Origin of the sequence: Sorangium sp. So ce128 (assembly GCF_051525245.1) — a bacterium.
Classification (GTDB): Bacteria; Myxococcota_A; Polyangia; order Polyangiales; family Polyangiaceae; genus Sorangium; species Sorangium cellulosum_B.
Window position 1 is genome coordinate 2197061 of sequence record NZ_CP150313.1, and the last position, 25532, is coordinate 2222592.

Annotated in this window: 24 protein-coding genes; 10 read left to right on the forward strand and 14 right to left on the reverse strand. The window is 69.3% G+C overall.

All coding sequences use genetic code 11. The features are described from left to right. Positions 1-81 precede the first annotated feature (81 nt). The 8 genes from WME82_RS08545 to WME82_RS08580 all read right to left on the reverse strand — a co-directional run bounded on the left by WME82_RS08545 (position 82) and on the right by WME82_RS08580 (position 7533). Positions 82-369, reverse strand: a complete 288-nt coding sequence (locus tag WME82_RS08545; RefSeq protein WP_438042424.1) for a hypothetical protein — start codon at positions 367-369, stop codon at positions 82-84. Next, entirely contained in the window at positions 366-1355 is a 990-nt protein-coding gene (locus WME82_RS08550; RefSeq protein WP_438042425.1) for an RNA polymerase subunit sigma-70, read from the reverse strand. Before WME82_RS08550 ends, WME82_RS08545 begins: the two co-directional genes overlap by 4 nt. Further along, positions 1345-2178, reverse strand: a complete 834-nt coding sequence (locus WME82_RS08555; RefSeq protein WP_438042426.1) for a glutathione S-transferase family protein — start codon at positions 2176-2178, stop codon at positions 1345-1347. The genes WME82_RS08550 and WME82_RS08555 overlap by 11 nt, the downstream gene beginning before the upstream one ends. A 208-nt stretch (positions 2179-2386) precedes the next feature. After that, the gene (locus WME82_RS08560; RefSeq protein WP_438042427.1) at positions 2387-2605 is read right to left on the reverse strand and encodes a hypothetical protein; all 219 of its coding nucleotides are present in this window, start codon (positions 2603-2605) and stop codon (positions 2387-2389) included. Between the two features lie 38 nt (positions 2606-2643). After that, a complete protein-coding gene (locus tag WME82_RS08565) occupies positions 2644-3774 on the reverse strand; it encodes an alpha/beta hydrolase family protein (protein ID WP_438042428.1) in 1131 nt (376 codons plus the stop codon). A gap of 796 nt (positions 3775-4570) precedes the next feature. Continuing rightward, complete coding sequence (locus tag WME82_RS08570; RefSeq protein ID WP_438042429.1) at positions 4571-5551, reverse strand: IS110 family transposase; 981 nt, start codon at positions 5549-5551, stop codon at positions 4571-4573. Positions 5552-5990: 439 nt separating this feature from the next. Beyond that, a complete protein-coding gene (locus WME82_RS08575) occupies positions 5991-6575 on the reverse strand; it encodes a hypothetical protein (RefSeq protein ID WP_438042430.1) in 585 nt (194 codons plus the stop codon). A 292-nt stretch (positions 6576-6867) separates the two neighbouring features. Next, positions 6868-7533 carry an NADPH-dependent FMN reductase gene (locus WME82_RS08580; RefSeq protein ID WP_438042431.1) on the reverse strand — a complete coding sequence of 222 codons (666 nt, stop codon included), beginning with the start codon at positions 7531-7533 and terminating at the stop codon, positions 6868-6870. A 283-nt stretch (positions 7534-7816) separates the two neighbouring features. Between WME82_RS08580 and WME82_RS08585 the strand changes: the two genes are divergently transcribed. Next, positions 7817-9322 carry a trypsin-like peptidase domain-containing protein gene (locus WME82_RS08585; protein ID WP_438042432.1) on the forward strand — a complete coding sequence of 502 codons (1506 nt, stop codon included), beginning with the start codon at positions 7817-7819 and terminating at the stop codon, positions 9320-9322. A gap of 184 nt (positions 9323-9506) precedes the next feature. Here WME82_RS08585 and WME82_RS08590 read toward each other — a convergent pair whose 3' ends face one another. Continuing rightward, positions 9507-10409, reverse strand: a complete 903-nt coding sequence (locus WME82_RS08590) for an SDR family oxidoreductase (protein WP_438042433.1) — start codon at positions 10407-10409, stop codon at positions 9507-9509. 54 nt (positions 10410-10463) lie between these two features. On the opposite strand from WME82_RS08590, the gene WME82_RS08595 reads away from it, so the two are divergent. From WME82_RS08595 to WME82_RS08615, 5 genes are all read left to right on the forward strand, one after another. After that, on the forward strand, positions 10464-11267 hold the full coding sequence (locus tag WME82_RS08595; protein ID WP_438042434.1) for a helix-turn-helix transcriptional regulator: 804 nt from the start codon (positions 10464-10466) through the stop codon (positions 11265-11267). 326 nt (positions 11268-11593) lie between these two features. Further along, positions 11594-12331, forward strand: coding sequence for a hypothetical protein (locus tag WME82_RS08600; RefSeq protein ID WP_438042435.1), 738 nt, complete (start codon positions 11594-11596; stop codon positions 12329-12331). Positions 12332-12511: 180 nt separating this feature from the next. Beyond that, the gene (locus WME82_RS08605) at positions 12512-13105 is read left to right on the forward strand and encodes an HdeD family acid-resistance protein (RefSeq protein ID WP_438042436.1); all 594 of its coding nucleotides are present in this window, start codon (positions 12512-12514) and stop codon (positions 13103-13105) included. 76 nt (positions 13106-13181) lie between these two features. Beyond that, positions 13182-13544, forward strand: a complete 363-nt coding sequence (locus WME82_RS08610; RefSeq protein ID WP_438042437.1) for an SCP2 sterol-binding domain-containing protein — start codon at positions 13182-13184, stop codon at positions 13542-13544. A 24-nt stretch (positions 13545-13568) separates the two neighbouring features. Further along, positions 13569-15623 carry an amylo-alpha-1,6-glucosidase gene (locus tag WME82_RS08615; RefSeq protein WP_438042438.1) on the forward strand — a complete coding sequence of 685 codons (2055 nt, stop codon included), beginning with the start codon at positions 13569-13571 and terminating at the stop codon, positions 15621-15623. A 121-nt stretch (positions 15624-15744) separates the two neighbouring features. On the opposite strand, the gene WME82_RS08620 is transcribed toward WME82_RS08615, so the two are convergent. Further along, positions 15745-16182, reverse strand: a complete 438-nt coding sequence (locus WME82_RS08620) for a cupin domain-containing protein (protein ID WP_438042439.1) — start codon at positions 16180-16182, stop codon at positions 15745-15747. A gap of 17 nt (positions 16183-16199) precedes the next feature. Beyond that, positions 16200-16499, reverse strand: coding sequence for a hypothetical protein (locus WME82_RS08625; RefSeq protein ID WP_438042440.1), 300 nt, complete (start codon positions 16497-16499; stop codon positions 16200-16202). Between the two features lie 294 nt (positions 16500-16793). Here WME82_RS08625 and WME82_RS08630 point away from each other — a divergent pair, with 294 nt between their 5' ends. From WME82_RS08630 to WME82_RS08640, 3 genes are all read left to right on the forward strand, one after another. After that, entirely contained in the window at positions 16794-17924 is a 1131-nt protein-coding gene (locus tag WME82_RS08630) for a hypothetical protein (protein ID WP_438042441.1), read from the forward strand. 272 nt (positions 17925-18196) lie between these two features. Next, the gene (locus WME82_RS08635) at positions 18197-19432 is read left to right on the forward strand and encodes an RCC1 domain-containing protein (RefSeq protein WP_438042442.1); all 1236 of its coding nucleotides are present in this window, start codon (positions 18197-18199) and stop codon (positions 19430-19432) included. 466 nt (positions 19433-19898) lie between these two features. Then, positions 19899-20165, forward strand: coding sequence for a DUF6999 family protein (locus WME82_RS08640; protein ID WP_438042443.1), 267 nt, complete (start codon positions 19899-19901; stop codon positions 20163-20165). A gap of 16 nt (positions 20166-20181) precedes the next feature. Here WME82_RS08640 and WME82_RS08645 read toward each other — a convergent pair whose 3' ends face one another. Further along, positions 20182-21603, reverse strand: a complete 1422-nt coding sequence (locus WME82_RS08645; protein ID WP_438042444.1) for an AAA family ATPase — start codon at positions 21601-21603, stop codon at positions 20182-20184. A gap of 371 nt (positions 21604-21974) precedes the next feature. Here WME82_RS08645 and WME82_RS08650 point away from each other — a divergent pair, with 371 nt between their 5' ends. Continuing rightward, positions 21975-22391 carry a hypothetical protein gene (locus tag WME82_RS08650; protein ID WP_438042445.1) on the forward strand — a complete coding sequence of 139 codons (417 nt, stop codon included), beginning with the start codon at positions 21975-21977 and terminating at the stop codon, positions 22389-22391. Positions 22392-22713: 322 nt separating this feature from the next. Here the strand turns inward: WME82_RS08650 and WME82_RS08655 are convergent, their stop codons facing one another. Both WME82_RS08655 and WME82_RS08660 read right to left on the reverse strand, forming a co-directional pair. Further along, a complete protein-coding gene (locus WME82_RS08655) occupies positions 22714-23925 on the reverse strand; it encodes a hypothetical protein (protein WP_438042446.1) in 1212 nt (403 codons plus the stop codon). 13 nt (positions 23926-23938) lie between these two features. Beyond that, positions 23939-25327 carry a methyltransferase domain-containing protein gene (locus tag WME82_RS08660; RefSeq protein ID WP_438042447.1) on the reverse strand — a complete coding sequence of 463 codons (1389 nt, stop codon included), beginning with the start codon at positions 25325-25327 and terminating at the stop codon, positions 23939-23941. Positions 25328-25532 lie beyond the last annotated feature (205 nt).

Here is a 25532-nt window from a genome sequence, read left to right on the forward strand (position 1 = left end):
AGTATTGCACGGCCGAGTGAACTCGTTGGATCTGTTGGTTTTTATAGGCGGATCAGTGGATCGTACTTTTTGTACGTTGTGTCAACCGCCGGTCGTTGGCAGAAAATTCTTGACAGGTCGGCATGGCTTTGCGCGGCCTACCCTCGCACAGATCGCATCCCCTTCTGCTTCATGTCCGACGAGCACAGCGCGAGGCTCGCGCAACATTGGCAGATTCTCGACGATCTCGTCGGCCAGGGCCTGGACTGGCGCGAGCTCTCGCCCCGTCAGGAATAGCCGTGCGCCTTCTTTGGCGGACGCGGCGCCGCTGGCGCCGGCCGCGCCGTAAATCGCCGTGATTTCGTTGCTTGGCAGCATGGACTCGCTCATGAGGTGGGCAGCTCCGACGGCACGCCGAACAGCGGGTACACCTCGGGCAGCATGAAATGGTCGACGGTCGCGATCGCGCCGTCGCGCGTGGTGACGAGCTGAATCGCCGACAGGGTGTGTGGCCCGCCGGCGGCTCGGGGACGATAGAAGGCCAACGCCGGTTGTCCGTTCGCGGCGATGCGCAAGTGCAGGAATTGCCGAGGGACGATGCTGCCGAACATCCGCCGGTAGAAGCGCTCGTTGGCGGCGCGCCCGGAGACCCAGGTTGGCGCCGGCGGCATGGTGGTGCGCATCTCTTCGTGGAACAACGCGACCAGGGCGTCCAGGTTCGCCTCCTCGAAGGCGCGCACGTACTGTTCGAGCAAACGCAGATCCACTTGCGTGGTCGTCGCGATGTCGACCGGCTCCGCCCCGCCGAGCTTGCTGCCGATCGCGCTGCGGGCGCGGAACAAGGCGCTGTTCGCGGCCTCCACGCTCGTAGCGAGCGCCTGCGCCGTCTCCGCCGCCGACAGTCCGACCACGTCGCGCAGCAGCAGCGTCGCCCGCTGCAGCGGGGACAGGCATTGTAGCGCCGCCACGAAGGCCAGGGCGACGCTCTCCTTGAGCGCGTAGCGCGCTTGGGGGTCGCGCTCCTCGACGCCTTCCAGCCAGGCGCTGGGCATCGGCTCCAGCCAGACGGGCTCTTCGACGCGCGGCAGCGGCGGCTTGGCGTCCTCCGTCGCGGGGAACGCGTCGGTCGGAAACAAGCGCCGCGGCCGGCGCTTCAGCTCGTCCAGGCAGACGTTGGTCGCGATGCGGTAGAGCCACGGCTTGACCAGCGCCTCGTCCTCCAACGAATCCTTGGCGCGCCAGGCGCGCAGCCAGGTCTCCTGCACCACGTCGTCGCCGTCGTGCGCGGAGCCGAGCATGCGGTAGCAATGCAGGCGGATCGCGCCGCGCAGGGGCTCGACCGATTGCAAGAACGTGGCGTCGTCTTTAGGCGGCATGGGGCCTCATGGCGGCTTGGGCGTCGGCGAGGGCGCGGCGCATGCTATCGCGGCCGAGCACGCGCGTGAGCCACGACTCGAGGTGCGGAAACTCGGCCAGCGAAAGCCCGCACAGGGGCGCCAGGCTGTAGTGCGACGCGAGCGCGAAATCGGCGAGCGAGAGCGATCCGGCCAGGTAGTCGCGCCCGGACAGCGCCGCGTCGAGCACCTTGCTGAGGTGCGCGAAGTCGGCGCTGCTGGTGGCGATGACCGCCTCGTTGGGCGCACCCTGGCCGGTCAGGCGCTTCACGATGCGCTCGAACGCGACCGCGGTCATGGCCGGTCCGAGGTGCGCGAGCTGCCAGGCCAGCCAGCGATCCAGCTCGGCCTGGGCCCGCGCCGTGGCCGGCACCAGGTCGCCGCCACATTTGGCGGTCAGGTAACGCATGATGGCGGTCGACTCCCAGAGCACCAGATCGTCGTCCACCAGCACCGGGACGCGCCCGTTCGGGTTCAGCTCGAGAAATTCGGGCGCGCGGGAAGCTCGTTGAAATAGGTCGACGTGGACCGGCTCGAACGAGACGCCGAGCTCGTAGGCGACGGCGCGGACCTTGCGGCAATTGGGAGAAAACGCGAAATCGTACAGTTTCATGGTAATCTTGGCCTCTCCCATCCAAGACTGCCGCCGAGGCCGAAACTGTTCGGGGGCCGCGAAAGTTTTTTCAACGGCGCCCAGTCCGGCCAGGAGCGCGTCCACCTGCTCCAGCAGCGCGGCGGCATCCTCGTAATCGCGAGCGCGCCCGCCAGGTCCGCGTCGCTGCGCCCGTCGCAGCGGAGCGCCCATCCGCAGCCTGCGGGGCGCGGGTGAAGCGAGACCCCCGCTGGTGCTCCGGACAACAAAGAATGCGCTTGCCAGGCCGATCTGTGAGGGCATCATGGCCACCTGATCCCCCGGATTCGCTCCGAGAGCCGCAAGCATGCCTTCGCAGACCCTCTCGACGAAGCTCGCCCCGCTCCTGCCGGAGCGCGGCGGCGCAGCGCTCCGGACAGCTCTACCGGGTGGGCGGGGTGATCTTCGCCGGGGCGCTCGCGGCCTTCCTCGTGGCCCCCGCCGTCGCGCACCTCGTCGGCCGCGGCGTGGAGCCGGCCTCGACGCTGCCTGTCTTCGCGCTCGCCAGCGCCTGCCTCGGCGCGGGGTTCCCGCTCCTGTGCCACTTCGGGATCCGCGCGGACGAGCTGGCCGGCCACGTCACGATCGTCCGGCCGCTCATCGAAATCCGCGGAGATTCGGCGGCGTGCGGCTGTAGTACTAGGGCAGATTGGCGGAAGAGACGTTCCAGGTCCTGTCGGTGCAGAAGCGGCAGCTCGCGCCGACGAGCATGCCCTTGCCGGTGGCCGATTCGTCGCCCTTGAGCCACCAGTTGAGCCACGCCAGGTTGACCTGAGTGAACTCGCCGCCGTTGCGAGCCCACAGGTCGCCCCCATGGTCCGCGCCGACCTTGGCGAACATCATGACCGGGATGTCACCTCGGGCGGCGATGTTCTCGAAGTCTCTCGCGCCGTTCTCGTGCGCGCCCAGGCTATCCGCGGTGCCGGTGACGATCAATACGGGTGTGTGAATCGATTCATAGAATGCCCGATTCACCGAGAAAGAGCCGCTGCTCGTGTGTCCCCAGGTCGTCATCCTGGGATCTGCGGCGGTCCCCGCCGCCATCAAGCCGCCGCAGGAGAAGCCGTTCGCGGCGACCTTCGTGGTCTCGATCTTCCGGTAGAAGGCGCTGCAAGGCTTCTCATTCTCGGCGATCACCCAGTCGACGTAGGCGAGCAGCACGTCGCCGCCGCCCCCGAGCTCGCGGTTCGGCTCCTTGCCTCCCGGTGTCCCGTCCGCCACCACGACGTAGCCATGCGACGCAATCTCGACCATGGCCGCCTCAGTCGCGAGCCCGTCTCGCGAACATGCGCCCTGCCCCCAGACGAAGATCGGATACTTGGCGTTCCCACCGAGATCCTCCGGACGAAAGATGGTGCCCTGGTTGATGCCCGGGTCTGAATTCGTCTCGACGACCACCTTGTGAGGGCCGCTCCCCGACCGGCTTCCACCGGCCGGTCGTGACTCGGTGCACGTGCCGGTAAAGCCGCCGCCGTCGCCGCCCGAGCCTCCGTTCCCGCCCGCCATCTCCCCGCCGCCGCCGCCGCCGCCGGCAGGCGCTCCTCCGCCCGCGCCCGAGCCGGAGGGGTCAGACCCTCCGGCGGTGCTCTGCGAGCTGCCCGAGCCCGAAGGCAGAGGCCCGCCGGTGGTGCTCGCCTGCTCGCCGCCCGAGCCGCTCACGCTCCCTCCTGCGCCCGCCGGGGCTCCGCCGCTCCCCCCGACGTCGCCGTCGCCATCGGAGCCGCCGCAAGCGCCGACGATCATGCCCAGCGCGGCCAAGGTGAAAGCCAAACTCGATTTATTTCTCATAACGACACCGTATTACCTCGAGCGATCGAAGAAATGGACTCCACTCGCGTCTCTCCGCGATTCGAGTCGCAGGTGGCCTGGTGTGCCCCCGAGGCGTCGCCCTCGGCTCGACCCACGCTATAAGTCTTTGTCGCAGCTCGGATGCGGCAGAACCCGGCCCGGCGCCGGCCGGGGGGGGTCGCGATATGCAATCACGACGCGGGGCGAGCGCAGGGCTGCCTGAGCCGACGGCAGAATACGCAGTTTGAAGTCGAAATGGTCCAGGTTGAACAGCCGATCGGACCGGTCCCCCGCGAACGCAGGCGAAGGTCGTGCACGCCATCGGCCGGTGTCATGGAACATTCGATGTCTATCTGACCTTGCCATCCTCCCGCGGTGCTGACGGGGCACGTGGACACGGGTCTTCAGGCGCCCCACGGACCCTGGCGGCACGCCGTCGATCGTCAAAGCAAAAGGAGGCCCCTCGAGGAGGAAAGTGAACGCTCACATTCCCGATGTCAATTCCAATCGACCGGCCCGCGGCCGTCCTCGATCCCGAGGGAGGACGAGGCTGGCGGGCCTCCTTCGGAGCGCCGCGTCGGGTCAGGGCTCGTTCGGAGCGCCGCGTCCGGAGGGGTGGGCGCAGGATCGCGATCTTCGCTGGTCCGCTCGGCCGGCCCTGAGGCGACGTGGCCATGGCCGCGTGTGTGTACGTTCACAAATAGGGGATGGAACGGAATGCGCTGGAGGCTGGAGAGGCTAAAATCTCTTGACATCCGCAAAGCAGCCGTGTTCTTTGTCAAGCGGCGGCGACCTGCCAGGGTCGGTTCGCCTTCACCATCGCGTTGAGGATGGTGAGCAGCTTGTGCATGCACGCCGTGAGGGCGACCTTCGTAGGCTTGCCGGCGGTCTTCAGCCGGTCGTAGAAGGCGCGGATCACGGGGTTGAAGCGCATGCAGGCGACGCTCGCCATGTAGAGCATCGATCGCACCGAGGCTCGTCCACCCCAGATAGCTCGGCGCCCCTTGATCTTGCCGCTGTCGTGGTTGAACGGAGCCAAGCCCACGAGCGCGGCGATCTGCTTGCGGTTGAGCGTGCCCAGCTCGGGCAGGTCGAACAGCAGCGTGCGCGAGGTGCCGGGCCCGACGCCGGGGACCGAGCGCAGCAGCTCGTCCTTGGCGCGCCAGAGCGGGCTCTTTTCGATCTTGTCCTTGAGCTCGCCGTCGAGCTTTTTCAGCTCTTTTTCGAGCGTCTCGATGATGCGGTTGATGCTGCTGACGACGCGCGCGACGCGGCGGGGCCCAACCAAGCCCGAGAGCCGATTCTTCTCGGCCACCAGCATGGTGATCAACTGGCGCCGGCGCGCCAGCAGCAGCTCCAGCTCCAGCGTCGTGGCCTCGGGCATCGGCGTCAGCGGCGGCTGCACGGCGGCGGCAAAGTGCGCGATGCACTTGGCATCGAGCCGATCGGTCTTCGCCTGCCGGCCGGTGGCGCGCGCAAAGTTGCGGATCTGGAGCGGGTTGACCACCGCCACGGGCACGGCCGCGACGCTCAGCACCGCCAACACCCGCATCTCCAGCCCACCGGTAGCTTCCAGCACGACGAGCGTCGGCGACAGCTCGCGTAGCTGGTCCACCAGCGCCTGCAGGCCCTCTTCGTCATGCGCCAGCCGCCCCCCTGCGCTGGAGCCATGAACGGCCCAGTCCAGGTGCTCCTTCGAGACATCGATCCCTACGAACGTGGACACGTCGACCTTTCCCTCACTGAAACGCGGAAACATCAGCCCCAGAAGCCCATCCTTGCGAACGATGCGAGCTATGCCTCAGGCAGCCGTGCGGGCTTATCCAGGACCTACGGCGTGGCGACCCATGCTTTGCGACGGCCTCAAGACCAAGGCGCGAACGGTCTGCCACGCGTAGCTTTGTGGCGGCTCGCCGCGAAATTGTCCACAAATCCACAGGTTGCCGGTCTCCCCCCCGGCCCCCCCCTCGGTACGACGACGACGTGGATCCAGAACGCTCGCGGAACATACAAGGCGCTTGGGCTTCCTGCCCGCCGGAGGTCTCGATGTCGACCGCTCGACCGCGCCCGGCCAGCGAGGCGACGCGACGAGGCGGAGGCTCTGCTGCCGGCTGCGCGCCGCGCGCGGAGCCCCGGAGGAGACGCCTCCTGCTCGTCCCGCCGGTGGCGTCCAGCAGGAGAAGGGCGGCAGCGCCGGTTCACCAGGTGACGCGGTAGGTACAGGAGTCGGCGCCGCGCTTCCGCGACGGGCGGGACTCGTCGAGCACGACGTCGACGCGCGGCCTGACCCCGCGCGACGCCGCTCGCCGCGCCGTGCCGAGCAGGATCCCACGATCGAGCTCCGAGGGATAAGGCGTATCGCAGACCATGATGATCTGGTGCTTCTCCGGATGACAGCGGTAGTGGCCGATCCCCTCCCGCATGACGCCGGTCGCCGGATCGAACATCACCTCTCCGTCGAGCCTGTGATTCATGTGGTATGCCACGTCGATGATCTGGAGGGCATCCACCATGGTCGGCGGCATGGCCGGCCACACGGCGTGATCCACGATCGCCTTCCCGATGCCGAGCAGCGTATGGTCCCCGGTCGCCCGGGCCACGCCCTTCAGCATGTCGAGGAGCATCTGGAGAGGGTACCACTCGCCCACGACCAGCTCGGACACGCCCAGCGTCGAGAGCACCTTCTTGCCGATGTCTCCGTGCGCCCCGAGAGCCGTGGCGACCGACGCGAAGGTGGCCCCGGGGCCCTCGAGCCCGGGATGAGGAGAAACGTATTGAACCATATCCGATGGTGGTTGAGGCGCTCCTTCCGCCGACGACCGACGATATCGAACATCGCGCGATACCGCAAGACGCCCTGCTCCGGAGAGCCGGAGCCCTGGCTGCCTCGCCGGCGAGCCAAGCGATGTTCGTGAGCTTCACGCCAGGCCTCGTCCGGCCGTCCGTCTTCTGTCGCTCGCCCGTTTGCCCGCTCGCCCGTCCGCGCTCCTGCCTTTGGCGTGGACGTGGAGGTCGATGTAGGAGGACGACCCGTCGACCCTCGCTGCCGGCGAGGACGATCTCCGGCGCGCGGCGTCATGCGACCAGGGGCCGGGAGATCTCGCCGGCCTGCTTCGCCTGGACGATGGCCTGAGCGAACCACAGGTACTCGTCGAGGAACCTGTCGGCCGCCTTCGCGACCTGCTCGCTCCTGAGCTGGAGCGACTCGTCAAAGGCGCTCTGGACCTCCGGGACGAGCAGCTTGAGGGGCAGGGGGAATGCTCCCAGGCTCAGGATCACGTGCTGGAGCTGCGTCGAGGCGTTGATGCCCCCGAGCTTCCCCGCGGAGACCGCGACCACGCCGATCGGCTTCTTGCTGAACTCCTCCCAGAAATGGTCGAGGGCGTTCTTGAGCACGCCCGAGAAGCTCCCGTGGTATTCCGGCGTCACGAACACGAGCGCGTCCGCCCCGCGGAGGCGCGCGCTCAGACCCTGAACCGTCGCCTGGAGCTGCGGGGGGCGACCCGACCGGTCCTCCAGGATGGGCAACGGCGTCTCCGCCAGATCGATCCGATCGGCCTCGGCGCCCCGCTCCCGGAGCTTCCGCTCCAGGTGATGGGCGATCTTGTGCGACTGTCTCCCGCTCCTCACGCTGCCGGTCAAGATGGCTACCTTCATGGTGGTGCTCCCCAGGAGGACGTTCTCCCGATGCGACCAGGGTAGATCCGGGATGTCCGCCTGCTGGAGGCGGCGCCAATCCATTGGACAATGGTCAATCCGTCGTCAGGGCCACGCCCCGCGGGCGCTCGCGCCCCGGGCCGCGCCGGCTCGATGCAGCGTGTGCATGAGGTCCATGGCGCATATGAATTGGTGCGCGCCTCACGAGGAAGTAGATCCCCCTCGCTGAGAACAGGACGAGCGTGCCACTCGGAGGTCCTTGCTTGTCGGGCGTCAGAACCTTGCTCGACGCCGGTCAGGCATTGACACGTCGTCATCGGGCCCGCCCGGTGATCCTCGCTCTGCCTCGAACACTTGGGAGCTTGTCATGAGAGCGAACCACTTCATCATTGCTGCTGGCTTGTTGTCCGTGGGGGCCGCCGCGGGGTGCGCGGCGCCCGCGCCTGCCGGGGAGGAGGCCGCCGGCGAGGCCCGCTCCGAGGTCATCTATGGCCAGGATGACCGCGAGGAGCCCTTCACGTACGCGGATCCCGCCTGGGCCGCGCGGGCGCTCGACTTCACCGTGGCGCTCGTCCCCGCGTCGGCCGTCGACGACTCGGACCCGAACGACATCCAGATCGCCGGGCCCACGTGGGCGGGGCGCGACGGCGTGTGCCTCGACGAGCGCTTCGCGTCCCAGCCGGCGCTCGCCGACTGCAGCGGAACGCTGATCGACGACGACCTGGTGCTCACGGCCGCGCACTGCATCAACAACTGCAACAGCAGCCGCTTCGTCTTCGATTATGCGATGACGCCGTCCGGCCAGCTCGGCCAGATCACCAGCGATGACGTCTACAGCTGCGTGGACTTCGTCAGCTATTACCAGGACCGGCGGGGAGCGGACTACACGGTCGTGCGGCTCGATCGGCCGGTCGTGGGGCGGACGCCCGCCGCGGTGCGTGTGTCGAGCGATCCCCTGGCCATCGGCACGCCGCTCGTCGTGCACGGCTTCCCCCGCGGGTTGCCGCTCAAGCTGGCCGACGGGGCCGCGGTCCGGAGCAACGCGCCGAGCCTCGACTTCTTCGTCGGCAACCTGGACACGTTCGTGGGCAACTCCGGGTCCGGGGTGTTCGACCTGAACACGAAGGAGCTGGTGGGCATCCTGGTGCGCGGCGAGCGTGACTTCGTGCAGGACGGCGACTGCGTGCGTCCGTTCACCTGCGCCGACGACGCGTGCCGCGGCGAGGACGTGACCTATGCCTTCCGGGCCATCCAGGCCATGTGCGAGCGCACGGCCTCGGACCTGTGCTCCTGCGGCGACGGCGCCTGCGGCCCGCTCGAGAGCCCGGCCTCGTGCGCGAGCGACTGCTCCTGCGGCGACGGCGTCTGCAGCAGCGGCGAGAGCACCACGTCGTGTCCGGCGGACTGCCAGCTGGAGGTGCTGTACGACTCCCACGCGCCGCAGCCGAGCTGGGTGACGCCCGGGATCCAGGTGCGCAACACGGGGAGCGAGAGCGTGTACCTCGCGGGCTCGACCGTGCGGTACTACTTCAGCCAGGAGCCGCCCGGCCCGCTCGAGGCGACGTGCTGGGGTTGCTCGAGCGAGCTCGAGATGAGCTTCCACGAGGTGCCCGGCGGCGGCTGCGCGGGCGCGACGCATTACCTCGACGTGCGCCTCCCGTTCCTCTCGGTCGATCCCTCGTCCTCCACCGACCGGTTCAACATCGCGTTCCACGCGTCGAGCTGGCAGGCGTTCAACCAGTCGAACGATTACTCCCACGCCGGGGGCAGCTGGAACTGGGCGCCGAACCCGAAGATCACGATGTACCGGCTCGGCTCCAGGGTCTTCGGCGACGAGCCCTGCCCGGGCCTCTTCATCCCGCCCGCCAACTGACCGCGGCGTCTCGTCCGACCCGCCTGCTGGACGCGGGAGGTAGCTCAGGGCGGCGGCGCCCTGCGCTTCAGGGCCCTTGGCCGCTCGATGCGTCGCTGCTCCACGACGCGGGACGCCTCTGCTCATAGCGGCCGATGATGAAGAACGGCAGGTACGAACAGGCCGTTGATGGCTGCATGGTAGATCAGAAGTAGTGAGCGCGCATGTCGTCGACGAGGCCCGGTTGCTCCGGCTTCCAGCCGAGCAGCGCACGCGTCGCCTCGCTCGAGGTCCGGTTATCGAGCCCGACGGCCATCGACATCCATCCGAAGTGAGCGCCTGCCTCAGCGGCCGGCACGCTCTTCGTCGGCACACCGGTGCCTTCGCCGAGCGTCTCCGCGATCGCCCGCATCGTGATGCCTTCCTCGGCGGTGCCGTGCAACACGGATCCCGGCGGTGCGCTCTCGACGGCGAGCCGGTACAACCGCGCCGCATCGTCGCGATGCACCGCGGGCCAGTGATGGTTGCCATCGTCGACGTAACCAGCGGTCTTCTTCTCGCGAGCCAGCTTGATCAGCATTGCGATGAAGCCCTTGTCACCAGCGCCGTGCACCGTCGGAGCCAGCCGGATGACGCTGCCACGCACTCCGCGCTTCGCAGCATCGACCACGAGACGTTCGGCCTGCAACCGGACCGCGAACGGCGAGCTCGCCGGCGACTCGTCCGCCTCGAACGCGACCTTGCCGGGCTTCGAGACCACCAGCGTGCCGTTCGTGCCGACGAACGCCTTGTTCGTGCCCGCCATCGCGTCGAGCATCGCGCTGATGGCGTCGCGATCGATCCGGTTTATCCCATGGAAGTCCGAGAAGTCCATGTGGAACGCCAGGTGGATCGTCGCATCGGTCGCGCGGACGCCCTCGACGAGGCATCTCGGATCCCTGATGTCGCCGCGATAAACCTCCACGCCCTGCGCATTCAACTTGTCGGCGCCCGCATCGCTGTGCGCCATGCCGAGGACGCTGTGGCCGGCCCGGCGCAGCTCCTTCAGCACCGCCGTACCGATCCAGCCAGTCGCGCCGGTGACGAACACTCGCATTGACTTGGTCATGCGAGGACCGTACGTTCGGACAGCTCGTCCGAAAAGACGGGCTCCTATACTGGTATGGCGGCTACCACCCTCCCCACGTTCCTGCGCGACCGCCGCGGGCGCGTCCATCCCGCGACCACCGCGCGCCGACGCACTCCCGGATTGCGCCGCGAGGAGGTCGCCGCCCGGGCCGGCGTGAGCATCACCTGGTACACGTGGCTCGAACAAGGTCGCGGCGGCGTGCCATCGGACGACGTGCTCGAACGCCTCGCCCGCGCCCTCGAGCTCGACGATACGAACCGCGAGATGTTGTTCCTGCTGGCGCACGACCGCCCGCCGCCGCGCAAGCCCGCGCCGCCCGTGGCGGTCACGCCGTCGCTCCAGCGCGTGCTCGACAACCTCTCCGTCCCTGCGTTCGTGAAGACGCCGACGTTCCAGATCGTCGCGTGGAATCGCGCGGCGGTCGCGGTGCTCGGCGATTATGCGGTGGTACCGGAGCGCGACCGCAACTTGCTGCGCCGGGTCTTCCAGCCGGGTTCAGAAGACAAGGTGCACGACGTCGAAGACGTTCGCCGCACCTGTCTCGCGTCGTTTCGCGTCGACATCGCGCGCGCCGGCCAATCTGACGAGGCGACGGCGCTGATCGACGAATTGATGGAGACGAGCCCCGACTTTCGCCGCCTGTGGGACGAAGGTGAGATCCGGTCGCACGCCGGGTTCCAGAAGCGGCTCGTCCGTCCCGACGTCGGCGAGATCGTGCTCGAGTCGTCGGTGTTCCACGTCGAAGGCAGCGACGGCCTCTCGATGCTCGTGTTCTCACCCGCGAACGAGGCAAGCGCGCGCGCCATCGCGCAGCTGGTCCAACGGTCCGGAACCTGACGACGATCCGAACAACGACCCGCCGGTGAAGACGGCCCTGTTTTGCACGGGTTGTCACTCGCATTGACGAGCCGCTGGCAAGCGGCTCCGACGCCGACGGCGGACGCGCGGGTGACCGGGCGGGCGGGGATTGGCAGCCGACCGAGGTGCGGCGGGTGGAACAGGAACGCGATCTCGCCGGTGGCCGCGACGCTTGACGACGGGGGGCCGGTCTCGATGTTGCGCGCATGGGGCGACCATCCACCGGGCGACGTCCGCAGTTCCCTTCCACCGTGCCACGACCGGTCCGGGCGCGCGCGGGGCGCACACCGACGGAGCGGACCCCGTTGGCGGTGCGGACCTTCGGCGTCGGCGTCGACGAGGCGACGAGGGCGCACGTGCGCCAGACCCTCGGGGCGAAGCTCGGGCGGTTCGCGCCCGACATCGAGCGGCTCACGGTGCGCTTCACGGACGTGAACGGGCCTCGCGGCGGCGTCGACGTCGCGTGCGACGTGAAGGTCGTCCTGAGCGGGCACCCGAGCGTCGTCTACCAGATGCGAGGTCGAGAGCCGCGCGAGACGATCGACAGAGCCGTCCCGGGGATCGTACGGGCCGTGCAGAGCGCCCTCGAGCGCGCGCCGCGCGCCGCGTCACGCGCGCCGGCGCGCGGCCCGAAGCCCACGGCGCGCGCGGCGAAGCGCGGCGCGGCGGCCCCGGCGCGGCCCGGTCATCCATCGCCCGAGGGCAGCTTCATCGGGCGGCGCGTGGGGCGCAGCAAGGAGAACCTCGAGCGCGCGCTGGAGCGGCCCGAGAAGTCGCGGCGTGACGTTCCCGTCGACACGGCCGCTCCGGGGCAGAGCGCGACCGACCGGAAGGCGGGCGGCGGCTCGACGGCGCGGCGTAACACGATGCGGAGGACACGGAAGGCCACCGCGACGCTCGAGGACTCGGCGCAGGACCGCCCGTCGCGCAAGTCGACGCGCAAGAGCGCCAATCGCGCGAAGCAGGGCTCGAAGCTCCAGCAGCGCCAGGTCCGGCGCGCGGCCGCTCCGAGCACCAGGGCCGCGAAGGCCGCCGCCCGCTGATCATGCGGTGCGCTGCTGGCCGCCCTCGGCCGTGAAGCCTCCCGCGAGCGCCAGGCACAATGTTCCCGCCGGCGCGCTGGCACGGACGATGCTCGAGGCGGACGCGGTCCCGGCCACCTCGTCCTCGCGCGGCGGGTGACCGACGGGACACGCGTGCTCCACGAACCAGAGAGGTCGCCCATGGTTGCTCCGCTCGGAGAGTCCCCGAGGTCGCTTCGCTTTGCGCAGGTCGACTTTCACACCGTGCGGCAGAACCGCGGTTGGTTCCTGGCGATCGGCGTGGCCTCGATGGTGCTCGGGGTGCTCGCGTTCGTCATGCCCTTCGTCGCCTCCCGGGTCACCGCCATCGCCCTCGGCTGGTTGATCGTGCTCGCCGGCGTGGCCGAGGGCTGTCACGCCATCCAGAGCCGCGGCTGGGCCGGCGCCAGCTGGGAGCTCGTGAGCGCCCTGGTGCAGGTGGCGTTCGGGCTCCTCCTTGTGGTCGCCCCGATGACCGGCAAGCTCGCGCTGATGGTGATCGCCGCGGCGTACTTCGTCTCCGAGGGCGCGCTCAAGCTCATCCGCGCCTATCAGCACCGCGGGCTGCGGGGCTCGGGATGGCTCGTGTTCGACGGCATCCTGGCGCTGGGGCTCGGGATGCTGATCATCACGGGCGGCGTCACCACGGCCGTGAGGGTGCTCGGCTTGCTCGTCGGGATCAGCCTCCTGACAGGCGGTATGTCGATGATCCTGATCGCGCTGGGCGGCGCTCGCGTGCTCCACACGCGACCGTGAAGAGGCCATCTCCGCGCCGTGCAGAAGGGCACACCCCTTGCTCGGGGCGAGGAGCGCGGCGAGCGCGAAGGCCAGGTTGGCAAACCGGACACACTTCATATCGCAAGCAAGAAAGCTCATCCAGGATCTCGCGGCAGGACGCTACGACGCCCGCCTGCGAGGAACACGGAAGGTGTGCGCCGTGCAGCTCAGCGACGACGAGCGCGTCGTCGTGGAGATCGCCGACGGGTCCTTCGGAATCGCGCCCGAGGGCGCGATCGAGGACTGCCAGCTCTCGTGCTCACTCGACGATTTCCTGCAAATCTTTCGCGGTGAACAGAACCTGATCACGGCGATCATGCAGGGACGCGTCGGCGTGCGAGGAGACCTGGGCGTCGCCCAGATGTTTCAGAGCGTCTTCTCCCCGGGAGATCAACAGGCTCCGGAAGCGACGCGCTGAGCCACCGTCATCGGAGGGGGCCCCATGGAACGGCAAGTGAGCATTCTGGACGGCGGCACGTTCGTCGTCAGCGATCTGCGCGGCAACATCGAGCACTCCGTCAGCCGGCCGCTCGGTCTCTTTCACCTCGATACGCGCTTTCTCTCCGAATGGATCCTGACGATCGACGGCGTCGTCCCGGCCGCGCTGTCCACCGACGACGTGCAGTACTTCCAGGCCCAGTTCTTCCTCGTCCCGAGGCCCGCCGCGATGTACGTCGAATCGACCCTCTCGATCGTCCGGAGCCGGTTCGCGGGCGATGGCTTCCACGAGGATCTCCTGCTCATGAACCACGGCAAGCTCCCCGTCGAGCTCGAGGTCCGCATCCAGGCCGGCGCCGATTTCGCCGACCTGTTCGAGGTCAAGGACATGCTCCCGAAGAAAGGGGAGCGCTATCACCGCATCGAGGACAATCGGCTCGTCCTCGGCTATCGACGCGAGCGCTTCGTGCGCGAGACGTGGATCTCCGCCTCGCAGCCCGCGCAGATCGATCCGGGCGGCTTGACGTTTCGAGTGAGCATCGCGCCGCACGGCCGCTGGAGCACGTGCCTCGACGTCGTGGCGGCGATCGACGGCCTCGAGGAGCGGCACACCCGGGTGAAGTACGCCCACGGCGAGAGCCACGCGCGCCCGAACATCGGCATCAGCCTCGAGAGCTGGATCGACCACGCGCCGCGGCTCCTCACCTCGAACGAGACGCTCGCCCGGACGTACGAGCGGAGCCTCATCGACCTGGCCGCGCTGCGCTTCTTCTCCAAGCTGATGCCGGACGCCGCCATTCCGGCCGCCGGTCTACCGTGGTTCATGGCGGCCTTCGGCCGCGACAGCATCATCACGAGCCTGCAGGCGTTGCCGTTCGTCCCCGAGCTCTCGCGCTCCACGCTCCGCTATCTCGCGCGCCGCCAGGGCAGCCGCCGGGACGACTTCCGCGACGAGGAGCCGGGAAAGATCCTCCACGAGGTTCGCTGGGGCGAGCTGACCGCCTTCGAGGAGCGGCCGCACTCCCCCTACTTCGGCTCTGCCGACTCGACGCCGCTCTTCCTGATCCTGCTGGACGAGTACGAGCGCTGGACCGGCGACGCGGAGCTCGTCCTGTCGATGGAGCACACAGCGCGCGCCGCGCTTCGATGGATCGATGAGTGGGGCGACCGCGACGGGGACGGGTATGTCGAGTACGACACGCGCAACCCCGAGACCGGCCTGGAGAACCAGTGCTGGAAAGACTCGTGGGACTCCATCGTCTTTCATGACGGAACGCTCGCGCGGCGGCCTCTCGCTTGCTGCGAGATCCAGGGCTACGTCTACGACGCGAAGGTGCGCGGCGCCCGGCTCGCGCGCGAGTTCTGGCGGGACCCCGAGCTGGCGGCGCGCCTGGAGCGAGACGCGGCTGAGCTGAAACGTCGATTCAATCAGGACTTCTGGCTCGACGATCGCGGGTTCTTCGCGCTCGCGCTGGATGGCCAGAAGCGCCGGGTCGACTCCTTGACCTCGAACATCGGCCACTTGCTCTGGAGCGGTATCGTCGAGACATCCAGGGCCGAACGCGTGGTGGAGCACCTCCTCGGACCGCATCTGTTCAGCGGCTGGGGGGTGCGCACCATGGCCGACGACGAGGGCGGGTACAACCCCATCGGATATCACGTGGGCACGGTCTGGCCGCACGAGAACTCGCTGATCGCGCTCGGGCTCCGGCGTTACGGCTTCAGCGTGGAGGCCGGGCGCGTCGCGACGGGCAACCTGGCTGCGGCTCCCTTCTTCCACTACCGCTTGCCGGAGGCGTTTGCCGGGTATCCACGAGAGCTCACCAGTTTCCCTGTCGAGTATCCGACCGCGTGCAGCCCCCAGGCCTGGGCCACCGCGGCTCCCTTGCTCTTTCTGCGCGTCGTGCTCGGGCTGGAGCCGATGGGCAATCGCCTGCTCATCGATCCGGCGGTCCCTGCCGAGCTCGGAGAGATCCGACTGCTCGACATCCCCGGGCGCTGGGGCAGGTGCGACGCCTTCGGTCGAGCGCGCCCGGAGTCGGGGCTCAGGGCGGCGTGAATCGCCTTGGCGACGGCCAGCTCGTGGCCGTCGCCATGGATTCGCAAAATCCGCGCAGGCAGCGTCGTCCCCTCTTCCTGCGAGCACCTGCCCGCCCGTCGTCGTGTGTTCACGAGATGCATCATTGGACGGGCAGCAACGGGGCCACGCCCCGGTTCTTCACGAGCACGACCAGGAACTTCGCGGGCTTCTTGGTGCTCGCGTTCCGGCCGACGGTGTGGATGTCGTTGGGCCCCTCGTAGAAGGTCTGGCCAGGGGTGAGCGTCACCTCCTTGCCGCCTTTCACGCCCATCACGATCGAGCCCTCGAGGACATAGATGAAGCCGTGGGCGTCGTGACGGTGCACCGGATCGGCGCCGCCGGGGGGGTAGTCGACGAGGAGCATCATCACCTCCTTGCCGGGGATGTTCGCGAGCTCCTTCGTCAGGAGCTGCGTGACGACCGGCTCGGGCGCGGCGACAGCGGGGCGGGCGAGCAGGCCCACCGCGACGGTCGCCATGGTGGCGGCGCTCTTCACGAACCGCGAAGTGCGAGAGGCGAAACGGAGATTCTGGAGCATGGGATCCTCGTGGTCGGTCAGGGAGACTCGTCGATCGCGAGCGCCTTCTGCGCGGCCGGGTCGGCGCGCATGCGTTCGCTGAAGCGGAGAAGCTTGAGGGCAGCGAGGAACTGACGCGGCGTGAAGATACGCTTGAAGGCCTTGTGCATGTCGGCGTTGAGGAACGCTGCCCAGTGCATCACCTCGGCGCGAGCACGCGGCGTGCCGTCGCCGAGGTGCCGCGTGTCGGGGAACGATCCGCGAGTGAGCGCGCGCCGCGCATGTGAACGCGCTTCACCTGCACTGCCAGGCACCGGAGAACGGTGCCGTCGATTCATGACGGGCTCGTCGCGCGCCCGAGTCATGAATGCGCCGCGGGGGCCCGGTGCTCCGGCGCTTCGCGCTCATGGCATATTTCCGTCAATGGCGGCGCAACCTTCGGCGCGCGTGACGGCGTGAGCTCGAGCCGCACGGCTTCGCCGGGCGCCAACCCTCACCCCAGGGCATCGCCTGAGCATATACTGGGTGGCGGAGGTTCGGTCATGCCGGTGCGTAGCAGGCGGGTCTGGTGTTGGGCGCCGATTGCGGCGGCAGGGCTCGTCGCAGCAGGAGGCCCATTGGCTTGCGGTAGGGTGCTTCTTGACGATCCAGGCGTCGCGGGCGACAGGGAAGGCGGAAGCTCCTCCGAGGTCGACGGCTCCGGGGAGGCCGGGAACACGGCGTCAGGAGGAGGTGTTGGAGGAAGCGGCGCGGGCGGAGCCACGGGCAACGGCTCCGGCACGGGTGGCCTGTCCGGATCGGCTGGGTCGAGCGACGGCGGCGCGTCAGCGAGCTCGGGCGGCATGGACGCGGGCAGCACGAGCGGCGGGGCTCCGGATGGAACCGGCGGGAGCGCGGGGGCGCCCGCGGAGCTGGATTGCGCCACGGCGCGGCCCATCTCGAGCTCGCTCGATTTGAAGTACCAGGTCGACGTCGACGAGTTGCCGCTCATCTCGGAGGTCCAGGGGGACCTGACGCTCAGCGAAGGGGTGAACCGGCTGCACCGCCTTGGCTGTCTGCGGCGCGTCACGGGCACGATCACCATCCGGTACACGCGTAATCTGCCCACGCTCGAGGGGCTCGAGCGGCTCGAGTCCATCGCGGCGGGGTTGACGATCGTGAACAACGATACGCTCGCGAGCATGACGGGGCTTCAAGGCCTGAAGGCGGTGGATGGCTCATTGAACATCCATTCGAACCTCCGCCTCGCTGACCTGGGCGGACTCGAGAGTCTGACGACGGTGCGCCATGGCATCCAGATCGAGAACAACCCCGTCCTGGCGAGCCTCGCCGGGCTGCGCAACCTGACCGGCACGGGCGCGGTGGCGCTCAAATCCAACCCGGCTCTCAGGAGCTTGCAGGGCCTCGACGGCGTGAGTCAGCTCGCCAGCCTCTTCGTCATCGGCAACGCGAAGCTCGAGAGCCTCGATGGGCTCTCGGCGCTCGAGACGATCTACCAAGATCTCACCATCGGGAGCAACCCCGTGCTCACTTCCATCAATGGACTCTCTGCGCTCCGGGCGATCGAGCAAAATCTCACCATTTCAAACAACCCGGAGCTCACCAGCATCGATGGACTCTCTTCGCTCGAGCGGATCCACTACGGTCTCGAGATCACGACGAACCCGAAGCTCCCCACCTGTGAAGCGGAAGATCTCCGTGAGCGGACCGGCGTTCCACGAGCGTCCGTGATCAACAACGACGACTCGGCGACGTGCCTCTGACCCGGGGCGTGGCGCGCAGTTGCGCGCGGGGCTGCGCAGCTGCGCGGGCGTTCGCTCGACGCGCCTGGTGAGCGAAGGGCACCGCCGCGCCGTCTACCAGCGCAGGAGGCGTCCCTGCCGGGTCTTGCTCGTCAGCGCGCCGTCCTGCGCCACCACCGAGTCGCCCGAGCTGGCTGACCGGCATCGCTTTAAGATCTGTTTAAGGAGCGCCCCCGCCGCCCGCTCCCATAGTTCCTCCGTACGGCGAAAGCGCCCGCCGAACGGAGGACCTCATGCCCCGCTCCATTGTCGCTCCTTTCCTCTATGCCGTTGCTCTCCCCGCCGCCCTTGCCGCCTGCGGCTACGTCGAGATCGCCCCGTACGGCACCTCGGGTGGCAGCGGCGGCGGTGCTGCCGTCGCGGGGAGCGGCGGCGGTGCTGCCGTCGCGGGGAGCGGCGGCGGTGCTGCCGTCGCGGGGAGCGGCGGCGGTGCTGCCGTCACGGGGACCGGCGGCGCCGGTGCCGGTGGCGAGGATGCTCCCTCGACCGGCTCGACCAGCACATCGACCGGCCCGGCGCCGGCTCCCTCCTGCGCTGCCGCAGAGTGCGCCGTGCGCATCGCGGAGGGCGCTCCGAACTGCGCCATCACCGCCTCCGGAAAGGTCTTCTGCTGGTGGCGCGGAGTCCTCCGGCAGGAGCGCCTGGCCGGCCCGGTCGAGCGTCCGGGCCTCGGCGACGTCGTCGCTGCGTCTAACCATCCCATGCACATGTGCTTCCTCCACGCTGACGGGCGCGTCTCCTGCCATGGTTCGGACATCAACGGGCCGCTCTTGCTGCGCAGCATTCCCGAAGAGGAGATCAGCGAGGTGCCCGTCGTGCTTCCGGAGCTCGAGGGGGTCGTCCAGCTCTCCGTGGGTTTCGAGTATGCCTGCGGCGTCCTCGGCTCGGGCAACGTCATCTGCTGGGGCGACCCCTTCTCGCCGTTGCTCGGCGTCGAGGGCGCCGGGCGGATGGAGGCGCCGGTCCCGGTCACGGTCACCGGTGTCGACGACGCGGTGCAGGTTGGGGCGAGCATCATGCACACTTGCGCGCTGCGGGGCACTGGAGAGGTGGTGTGCTGGGGACGGCTCACCACCGGTGAGACGACGGACACGGCCGTGCGCGTCGAGGGCGTCGAGGGCGCCGTCGAGATCGCGGTCGGCTGGTCCAACGACTGCGCCCGCCTCGCGACGGGCAAGGTCGTCTGCTGGGGCAGCGATGGCTCCTCCTCGCACGCCGAGCCGGTCGAGGTGCCCGGGCTCGACGATGCGATCCAGGTGAGCGCCGGGTACTCCCGGTACTGCGCGCTCCGGCAGGGCGGCAGGGTCGCCTGCTGGCGGTTCTCCGCGAGGATGACACTGGAGGCGATCGACATCCCGGAGGCCGTTCACGTCACTGCCGGCTACAAGGAAGCCTGCGCCGCCCTCGCGAGCGGCGAGATCGCCTGCTGGCCCACGAGCAACAGAGATGTTTACGTGTTCGGGCTGTAGCCTCGGCGCTCTTTTACAGGGTCGTCCGGACACCGTCGCCGCGGTGGAGCCCGAGCGCGCGCGCCTCGCCTCGGAGCAGCGCCCGGCGTACCTGGTCGCGGCCGTCGAGAGCCCGCGCCGAGACGACGGTCCGGAGACCTGGCGGGACTCTTCCGCGGGGGCGAACCGTCGCGATCCGGTGCTTTGCCCGGGATTTCAGGGAGGCCTGACGACGGATCGCAGCCCGTCGGTGGGGGTGGGCCCAACCCGGGCCCAACCGGCGAGCCTCGATCCTGGGAAGCTCGCGTCGGCCGACGCGTCGCCTCGGGCCGTCGTGGTTGCCTCGCTCGCCGGCACCCTGAACCGCGCCGTCGTCCTTGGGGATGAGGAGGCGGCGCGGATCGTTCACGAGGCGATCGGTCGGCTGCTCGGCCTGGTGCCAGCACCGGAGGGGAGAGAAAGGTCGCGCCGACGGTAGCAAGCCGCATTGACGAGGCGCCCGGATAGGACAGGTGCGGAGCGGGCGAGCAACTCGCTGCAGCTCGATGAGATCATCGCGCTCTACGTCGGCAAGATCATGAACGACCCGCTGCCTGTCGCCCTGGTGCACAACCATCACCCCATGGTGCCCAGATCGACGCTCGAGGTCGGCTCTCGGTTGACGCTGCACGGCCTCGACTCCGAGACCTTGCACGGACACCTGGGGAAGCTGAAGGCAGAGGCGAAGAGAGAGGCGGTCCGGGGCAAACGGTGATCACGTGATCACGTGATCACGAGGGGCGGTGAGCGTGAGCGCCGAGGAGGCTCCGGGTGAGCGGCCCGCCGTCGACGAGCAGCTCGTGCAGCGCCTCCTTGAGGTGCTCCTCGTCGACCGCCGTGCCGCGCCCCGCGTCGGCCGCGAACAGCGCCGCCCGCCTCAGGAGCTCGCGGATGAACGCCGCGCTCACCCCCTCGGTCCGCGCGATGAGCGGCGCGAGGTCGTCGCCCTTGAGCGAGAGGCCGCGCCCGTAGAGCGCGAGCAGCTGCCGCCGGCAGTCGGCGTCCGGCAGCGGGATCTCCACGGCGAGATCGATCCGCCCTGGCCGCGCCGCCAGCGCCGGCTCCAGGGCCTGCGGGCGGTTGGTGGTCAAGACGAAGATCACGTCGGTGTCCTCCGCGAGGCCGTCCATCTGGTTCAGGAGATCGAAGAGCAGCGGTGAGCGGCAGCTCGTGTCCGCGCTCTCGCGGTCTTGGGCGATGATATCGACGTCCTCGAGCACCACGAGCGAGGGCTGGAGCGACCGCGCCATCGCGCAGGCCTCCTTGAGGAGCTTCACCCCGAGCCCGGTGACGAGCAGGGTGGTGCGCTCCCGCATCTGGCCCGCCAGGTACATCGCGGTCAGGGTCTTGCCGGTGCCCGGGGGCCCGTAGAGGAGCAGCCCGCGCTTCAGGTGTCGCCCCGAGCTGAGCAGGATCTCTCTGTGCCGGGAGAAGCCGATGGTCGACCGCTCGAGCCGCGCGAGCAGCGCCGCGGGCAGGATGAGCGTGTCGCGCTCGATCCGCGGGAGGCTCTGGAGCTCGATCTTGGTCGCGGCCGAGAAGCCGTCCGTGGTCTCGCTCAGGGTGACGACGCGGCTGCGGTAGACGTTGAGCCGGCGCATCAGGACGCGCAGCTCGGCGAGGAGGCGCTGGGCGCGCTCGTTGTCCCCCGCCATCAGCTCGACGGTGAGCTGGCTGCGCCGGAACCCGGCGTCGCTGGGGCCGCGCACCAGGAGCGCGAAGCGGTCGCCCCCGCGGGCGAAGAGATAGAGGCCGCCGACGACGCAGGCGATGAGGCGCTCCGCGTCGAGGTGGACGTTGCGGTACTGCACGGGCCCCTGCGAGGGCGGCGGTCCGCCGATCCCGGGCATCGCCGGGGGCGGCGAGAGGAGATCGGGAAGGCTCACCCCCCGGAACATGTCGCCGCCGGAGACGCCGAGCAGCTCGGAGGTGAACTCGCCGTCGCGGAGGTGGGTATCGATTGCGAGCTGGAAGTTCGGGTGGTCCGAGGCCGGGAACTCCTCGGCGACAACGGGGAGGGTGCGGGGGTCGGCGCCGAAGTGCCCGCGGAGGCGGCCGAGGAAGAACGGCTCCTGCGCGGCCTGGGCCGCCGCCATCGCGCCCATCAGATCCGTGAGGGAAGGCGTGGGGGTTTGGGGCTTGTCGTTATCCATGGTCTTGTCGCCAGCGTGGGGTGGACAATCTCACACGAATGAGTGAACTCAATGTTCCGTTCCTCGAACGCCGCCGTTCCAGAACGCCCCCTGACATCGTTCCGGCCATCTTCGCATACTCCGGACGTAATCCTCAGCGTCGCGGCGACGGGGCGGCGTCCCTCCTTATGGCGACGCGCGCGAGCCGCCCACCGCCTTGGCGCCCCGCAGATATGCTCTCTCGCACGCTCGATCTCCTGTACCCTGCGGGCATGCGACCTTTGGTCCAGGGGCTCGCCTCCGCCCTCGCGCTCTCCTGTTCCAGCGGCACCTCGCCCGAACACGCTGCTCCACCTACCACCGCCGCTTCCACCCCTGGCACCAGCCCGACCATGACCTCGAGCACACCTACCTTCGTCGATCTCGTTCTGACCCTTCCCACCGGGCTCACCCTCCAGGCCGATACCCGCGAGGAGGTCTCCTCCCTCATCCCGGGGAGCCCCGCCGTGGAGCACTTCCGGAGCTACCAGGACGCCTCCGGACAGGGCCTCTATTTCTTTGCCTGGGAAGGTACACCTACGCGCGACCGAGGCCCCATGAAAGCCGTGGAGACCTGGAAGGTCCAGGTGGGCTCCGCCGAGGCCACCGTCAGCCGCACCAGCCACTTCTTCGGCCATGAAAAGGAGGTCCTCGTCGCCCACTTCGAGGGTCCTCCTCCCGCGCGCCGCAGGTACATGATCTACACCACCCGCCTCGACCGCGCCGCGTTCGATGCCCTGCTCGTGGCCATCCGTTTCTCCCCCAAGTGATCGGCCGAGCACCTCGCGACCTTTGTCGCGCACGCGGCGCGCACCTCCACGGCCCCGTTGCCGAAGTACGCTGTCGCCGCCTTCGCACCCGCGTCGCCCGCGCCTGCGTCGCCTAGAGTTGTTCGCAACGTCGCGCTACGTCGATTGGGCCGTGCTCATGAGACGCACCTTCGGATTCGATGCTTTGCGATGCCCGAGATGCGAACGGAAGATGCGCGCGCGTTCCACGAACACGGACCCAAACACATGCGGAGAGCGGCGCATGACAGCCCTATAGGCTAAGTTTTCCCGAGCTCCTACCAGAGCGACACTGAGCGGCGCTCTAGGGGCAGAAGGCCGGAACGCAAACCAGGTCGGCGCCGCTGCTGTCGCACTGCCCCGAGGCGCAGTCGCGGCCGCTCTGGCAGGTTTCTCCGTCGTCGAGCAGCGCCGCGCAAAGCCCCGAGCTTTGCCCCTCGGGGATGTCGCAACGCAGACCTTCCTTGCAGGAGAAGGTGAGGCAGGTGGAGCCCTCGCTCCCGTCGCCCAGGGCCACGCACTCGCCCTCCGAGCAGTACGCGGCGCTGGGGTCGCAGAACTCGACCCCTCCGCAGCTCTCGCCCGGCATGCGGCGGTTCGGGCTGGTGCAGGACATGCCCGCGGCGGCGTCGAGGCAGACGGCGCCGTCTTCGCAGACCTCGTTCTCGTCGAAGCACTCCGCGCCCGCGGCCGTCGGGGGCACGCAGGTGCCCTCGCCGGCACCCGAACCCGACGCCTTGCACCAGAGGCCGGCAGCACAGGTCGTGAGCTTGCCGGTGCCGTCGTCGTTCACGACCAGCCCGCAGGGTTCGTCGGCCCCGGCGCTCGTCTCGCTGACGCTGAGCGACATGCAGCTGCCGTCGACGCAACCAGCTCCGTCGGCGCCGGCTGCGGAGCAATCCTGGCGGCTCTTGCACGCGGCGCCTGGTGCACCGCGCTCCTGACACGTGCCGCCGCAGGCGCTGCCAGCCCCGCCACAGACCGCAGAGCCGGCGCACTCGACATTCTGGCGGCAGGCGCCGCCGCTCGCGACGTCCCCTTCGAACACGTCTTCGCACACGAGCTGGAAGGCGTCGCCGAACTCCTCGGCTTCGTAGACTCCGCAAAGCTCGGGGACGCGATTCACGCAGCGCCGGGCGGCGTCGGCGTCGTAGGAGAGGTCGCCGTCGGTGACGCCCTGGATCCAGGGGTTCACCATGGCAGCCACGCTCGACAGCATCCCCGCGGTGCATTCGTCTACCGTTCCGCGCAGGGCGCGCAGCACGAGCGCGTCCTCGTTGGGCTCGAGGCAGCCGTGCAGCAGCTCGCACGAAGCTCGCGTGAACGCCTCGACGAAGCCGTCCATCGCGAGCGGCCCGGCCGCGGTCGTGCCGCCTTGGCCCGAGCCCCCTGTTCCGCCCTTCGAGCTCGAACCGCCGCTGCCGCCGTCATTGCCTTGCTCGCCCTCGCCGCAGGCGAAGGCGAGCAGGCAGCACCAGAGGCCCAGGCAACAAAACCCCCTAAATCCAATTCCCATGTCCCTCAGGGTCTCACGGCGCCTCGACCCGACAAAGAAAAACGGGACTGCGATCACCATGACCGCAGCCCCGTGACGGTCGGAGCACGCGCATCCTCCGTTCGCATCTCGGGCAGCGCAAAGCATCGAATCCGAAGGTGCGTTTCATGAGCACCGCCCACTCGACGTAGCGCGACGTTGCGAACAACTCCCCATCGAGCAGCCGCCCCCAGTGCAAGACCGAGATCAGGGTCGGCTCAACTCGCACCGTGGGCTCGGCATGCGCGAGCGACCTCGCTGAGAGCGCCGGCGGAGCGCACGGCGACGCGGGCGCGGGCGATGCGGGCGCGGCGGGCAGAGGCGCGTGCCCCGCGCACGGCTCAGACTTCGCGGAGCGGGACGGAGGTTTGGGTGTCACGAGAGAGCGCCACGACGAGCGAGGCGCGAACACGCCATGGTATCTCACAAGCGGGATCTTCGGCGGAGGAATCAAAGCCGCGAGCCGGGCCATGAACTCCATTGGACTCATGACGCGGTGAGTGCGTCCCCGCCGAGGTGTGCGACCGCCTCGGCGGCGATGCGGTGCTCCTTCGGGGCCGTGGCGCGCGGCGTCGGTGAAGTCGACGACGACCACCGCGCCGTCCGGGCGGAGCGCCGCCTTCAGCTTCGCCGCGTACGCGGGGCGGTCGGGGATGTGGTGCCAGGTGTTGACGACGAGGATGCGGTCGACCGAGCCGGGGTCGAGCCCGGGATCGTCGGGGCTGACCGTCCGGGCGGTGACGTTGGCGAGGCGCTCGCGGGCGGCGCGCTCCGTCATGTAGCGGCCCATGTCCCGCTCGATGTCGAGGCCGATGACCGCGCCGGTCGGCCCGACCGCGCGCGAGAGGTGCGGCAGGAAGTAGCCCGTGCCGGCCCCGAGATCGGCGACGCGCATGCCGGGGGCGAGCCGCATGGCGGCGATGACCTCCGCGGGCTTCTGCCAGGCGTCGCGCTCGGGGCCCTCGAACGCGGGAACCCAGTCGTCGGCCCGCTCGAAGCGGTGCACGAGCGGTCCTCCGCCGTGGGCGTGCCCGCCATGCCCTCCGTGGTGGCCGGCGTTGCCGCCGTGGCGGCCGGCGTGCCCGCCGTGGCGGCCGGGGTTGCCGCCGTCGTGGCCGGCGTTGCCGCCGTGGCGGCCGGCGTGCCCGCCGTGGCGGCCGGCGTGCCCGCCGTGGTGGCCGGGGTTGCCGCCGTCGTGGCCGGCGTGCCCGCCGTGGCGGCCGGCGTGCCCGCCGTGAGCGCCGGCATGACCGGCTGGACCGGCGCCGTGCTGCCCGTGCGCGGGGGCCTGGTCAGGGGAGGCGGCGTCGGGCGTGGCGCTGCAACTGCTGAGGAGCGCGGTGAGGGCGGCGCAGGAGGCGGCGGGGCGAAGGCGGCGGTGCATCCGCGCTCCCTACCAAGAACCGCGGGCCGGAGTCCCCTGCGGGGCGCTGTCGCGCAAGTTGCGCAAGCTCTCGCCCATTTGAGCAAGCCCCTGCCCGATCCGGACCGCCCGGGGACCGCGGAAAGGCGTGAACCCCGCAAAAGCCGCGTGGCCCGACTCCTGCCAAGGGAACCACGCCTCCGCAACACGGCGACGGACCCCCGAT

Bases quoted from the DNA above. Each gene is read 5' to 3' on its own strand.
- WME82_RS08545 (WP_438042424.1), bottom strand. From the start codon at position 369: ATGAGCGAGTCCATGCTGCCAAGCAACGAAATCACGGCGATTTACGGC.
- WME82_RS08550 (WP_438042425.1), bottom strand. From the start codon at position 1,355: ATGCCGCCTAAAGACGACGCCACGTTCTTGCAATCGGTCGAGCCCCTG.
- WME82_RS08555 (WP_438042426.1), bottom strand. From the start codon at position 2,178: ATGGGCGCTCCGCTGCGACGGGCGCAGCGACGCGGACCTGGCGGGCGC.
- WME82_RS08560 (WP_438042427.1), bottom strand. From the start codon at position 2,605: ATGAGCGGCCGGACGATCGTGACGTGGCCGGCCAGCTCGTCCGCGCGG.
- WME82_RS08570 (WP_438042429.1), bottom strand. From the start codon at position 5,551: ATGTTTCCGCGTTTCAGTGAGGGAAAGGTCGACGTGTCCACGTTCGTA.
- WME82_RS08575 (WP_438042430.1), bottom strand. From the start codon at position 6,575: ATGGTTCAATACGTTTCTCCTCATCCCGGGCTCGAGGGCCCCGGGGCC.
- WME82_RS08580 (WP_438042431.1), bottom strand. From the start codon at position 7,533: ATGGATTGGCGCCGCCTCCAGCAGGCGGACATCCCGGATCTACCCTGG.
- WME82_RS08585 (WP_438042432.1), top strand. From the start codon at position 7,817: ATGAGAGCGAACCACTTCATCATTGCTGCTGGCTTGTTGTCCGTGGGG.
- WME82_RS08590 (WP_438042433.1), bottom strand. From the start codon at position 10,409: ATGACCAAGTCAATGCGAGTGTTCGTCACCGGCGCGACTGGCTGGATC.
- WME82_RS08595 (WP_438042434.1), top strand. From the start codon at position 10,464: ATGGCGGCTACCACCCTCCCCACGTTCCTGCGCGACCGCCGCGGGCGC.
- WME82_RS08605 (WP_438042436.1), top strand. From the start codon at position 12,512: ATGGTTGCTCCGCTCGGAGAGTCCCCGAGGTCGCTTCGCTTTGCGCAG.
- WME82_RS08615 (WP_438042438.1), top strand. From the start codon at position 13,569: ATGGAACGGCAAGTGAGCATTCTGGACGGCGGCACGTTCGTCGTCAGC.
- WME82_RS08620 (WP_438042439.1), bottom strand. From the start codon at position 16,182: ATGCTCCAGAATCTCCGTTTCGCCTCTCGCACTTCGCGGTTCGTGAAG.
- WME82_RS08625 (WP_438042440.1), bottom strand. From the start codon at position 16,499: ATGAATCGACGGCACCGTTCTCCGGTGCCTGGCAGTGCAGGTGAAGCG.
- WME82_RS08635 (WP_438042442.1), top strand. From the start codon at position 18,197: ATGCCCCGCTCCATTGTCGCTCCTTTCCTCTATGCCGTTGCTCTCCCC.
- WME82_RS08645 (WP_438042444.1), bottom strand. From the start codon at position 21,603: ATGGATAACGACAAGCCCCAAACCCCCACGCCTTCCCTCACGGATCTG.
- WME82_RS08650 (WP_438042445.1), top strand. From the start codon at position 21,975: ATGACCTCGAGCACACCTACCTTCGTCGATCTCGTTCTGACCCTTCCC.
- WME82_RS08655 (WP_438042446.1), bottom strand. From the start codon at position 23,925: ATGGGAATTGGATTTAGGGGGTTTTGTTGCCTGGGCCTCTGGTGCTGC.
- WME82_RS08660 (WP_438042447.1), bottom strand. From the start codon at position 25,327: ATGCACCGCCGCCTTCGCCCCGCCGCCTCCTGCGCCGCCCTCACCGCG.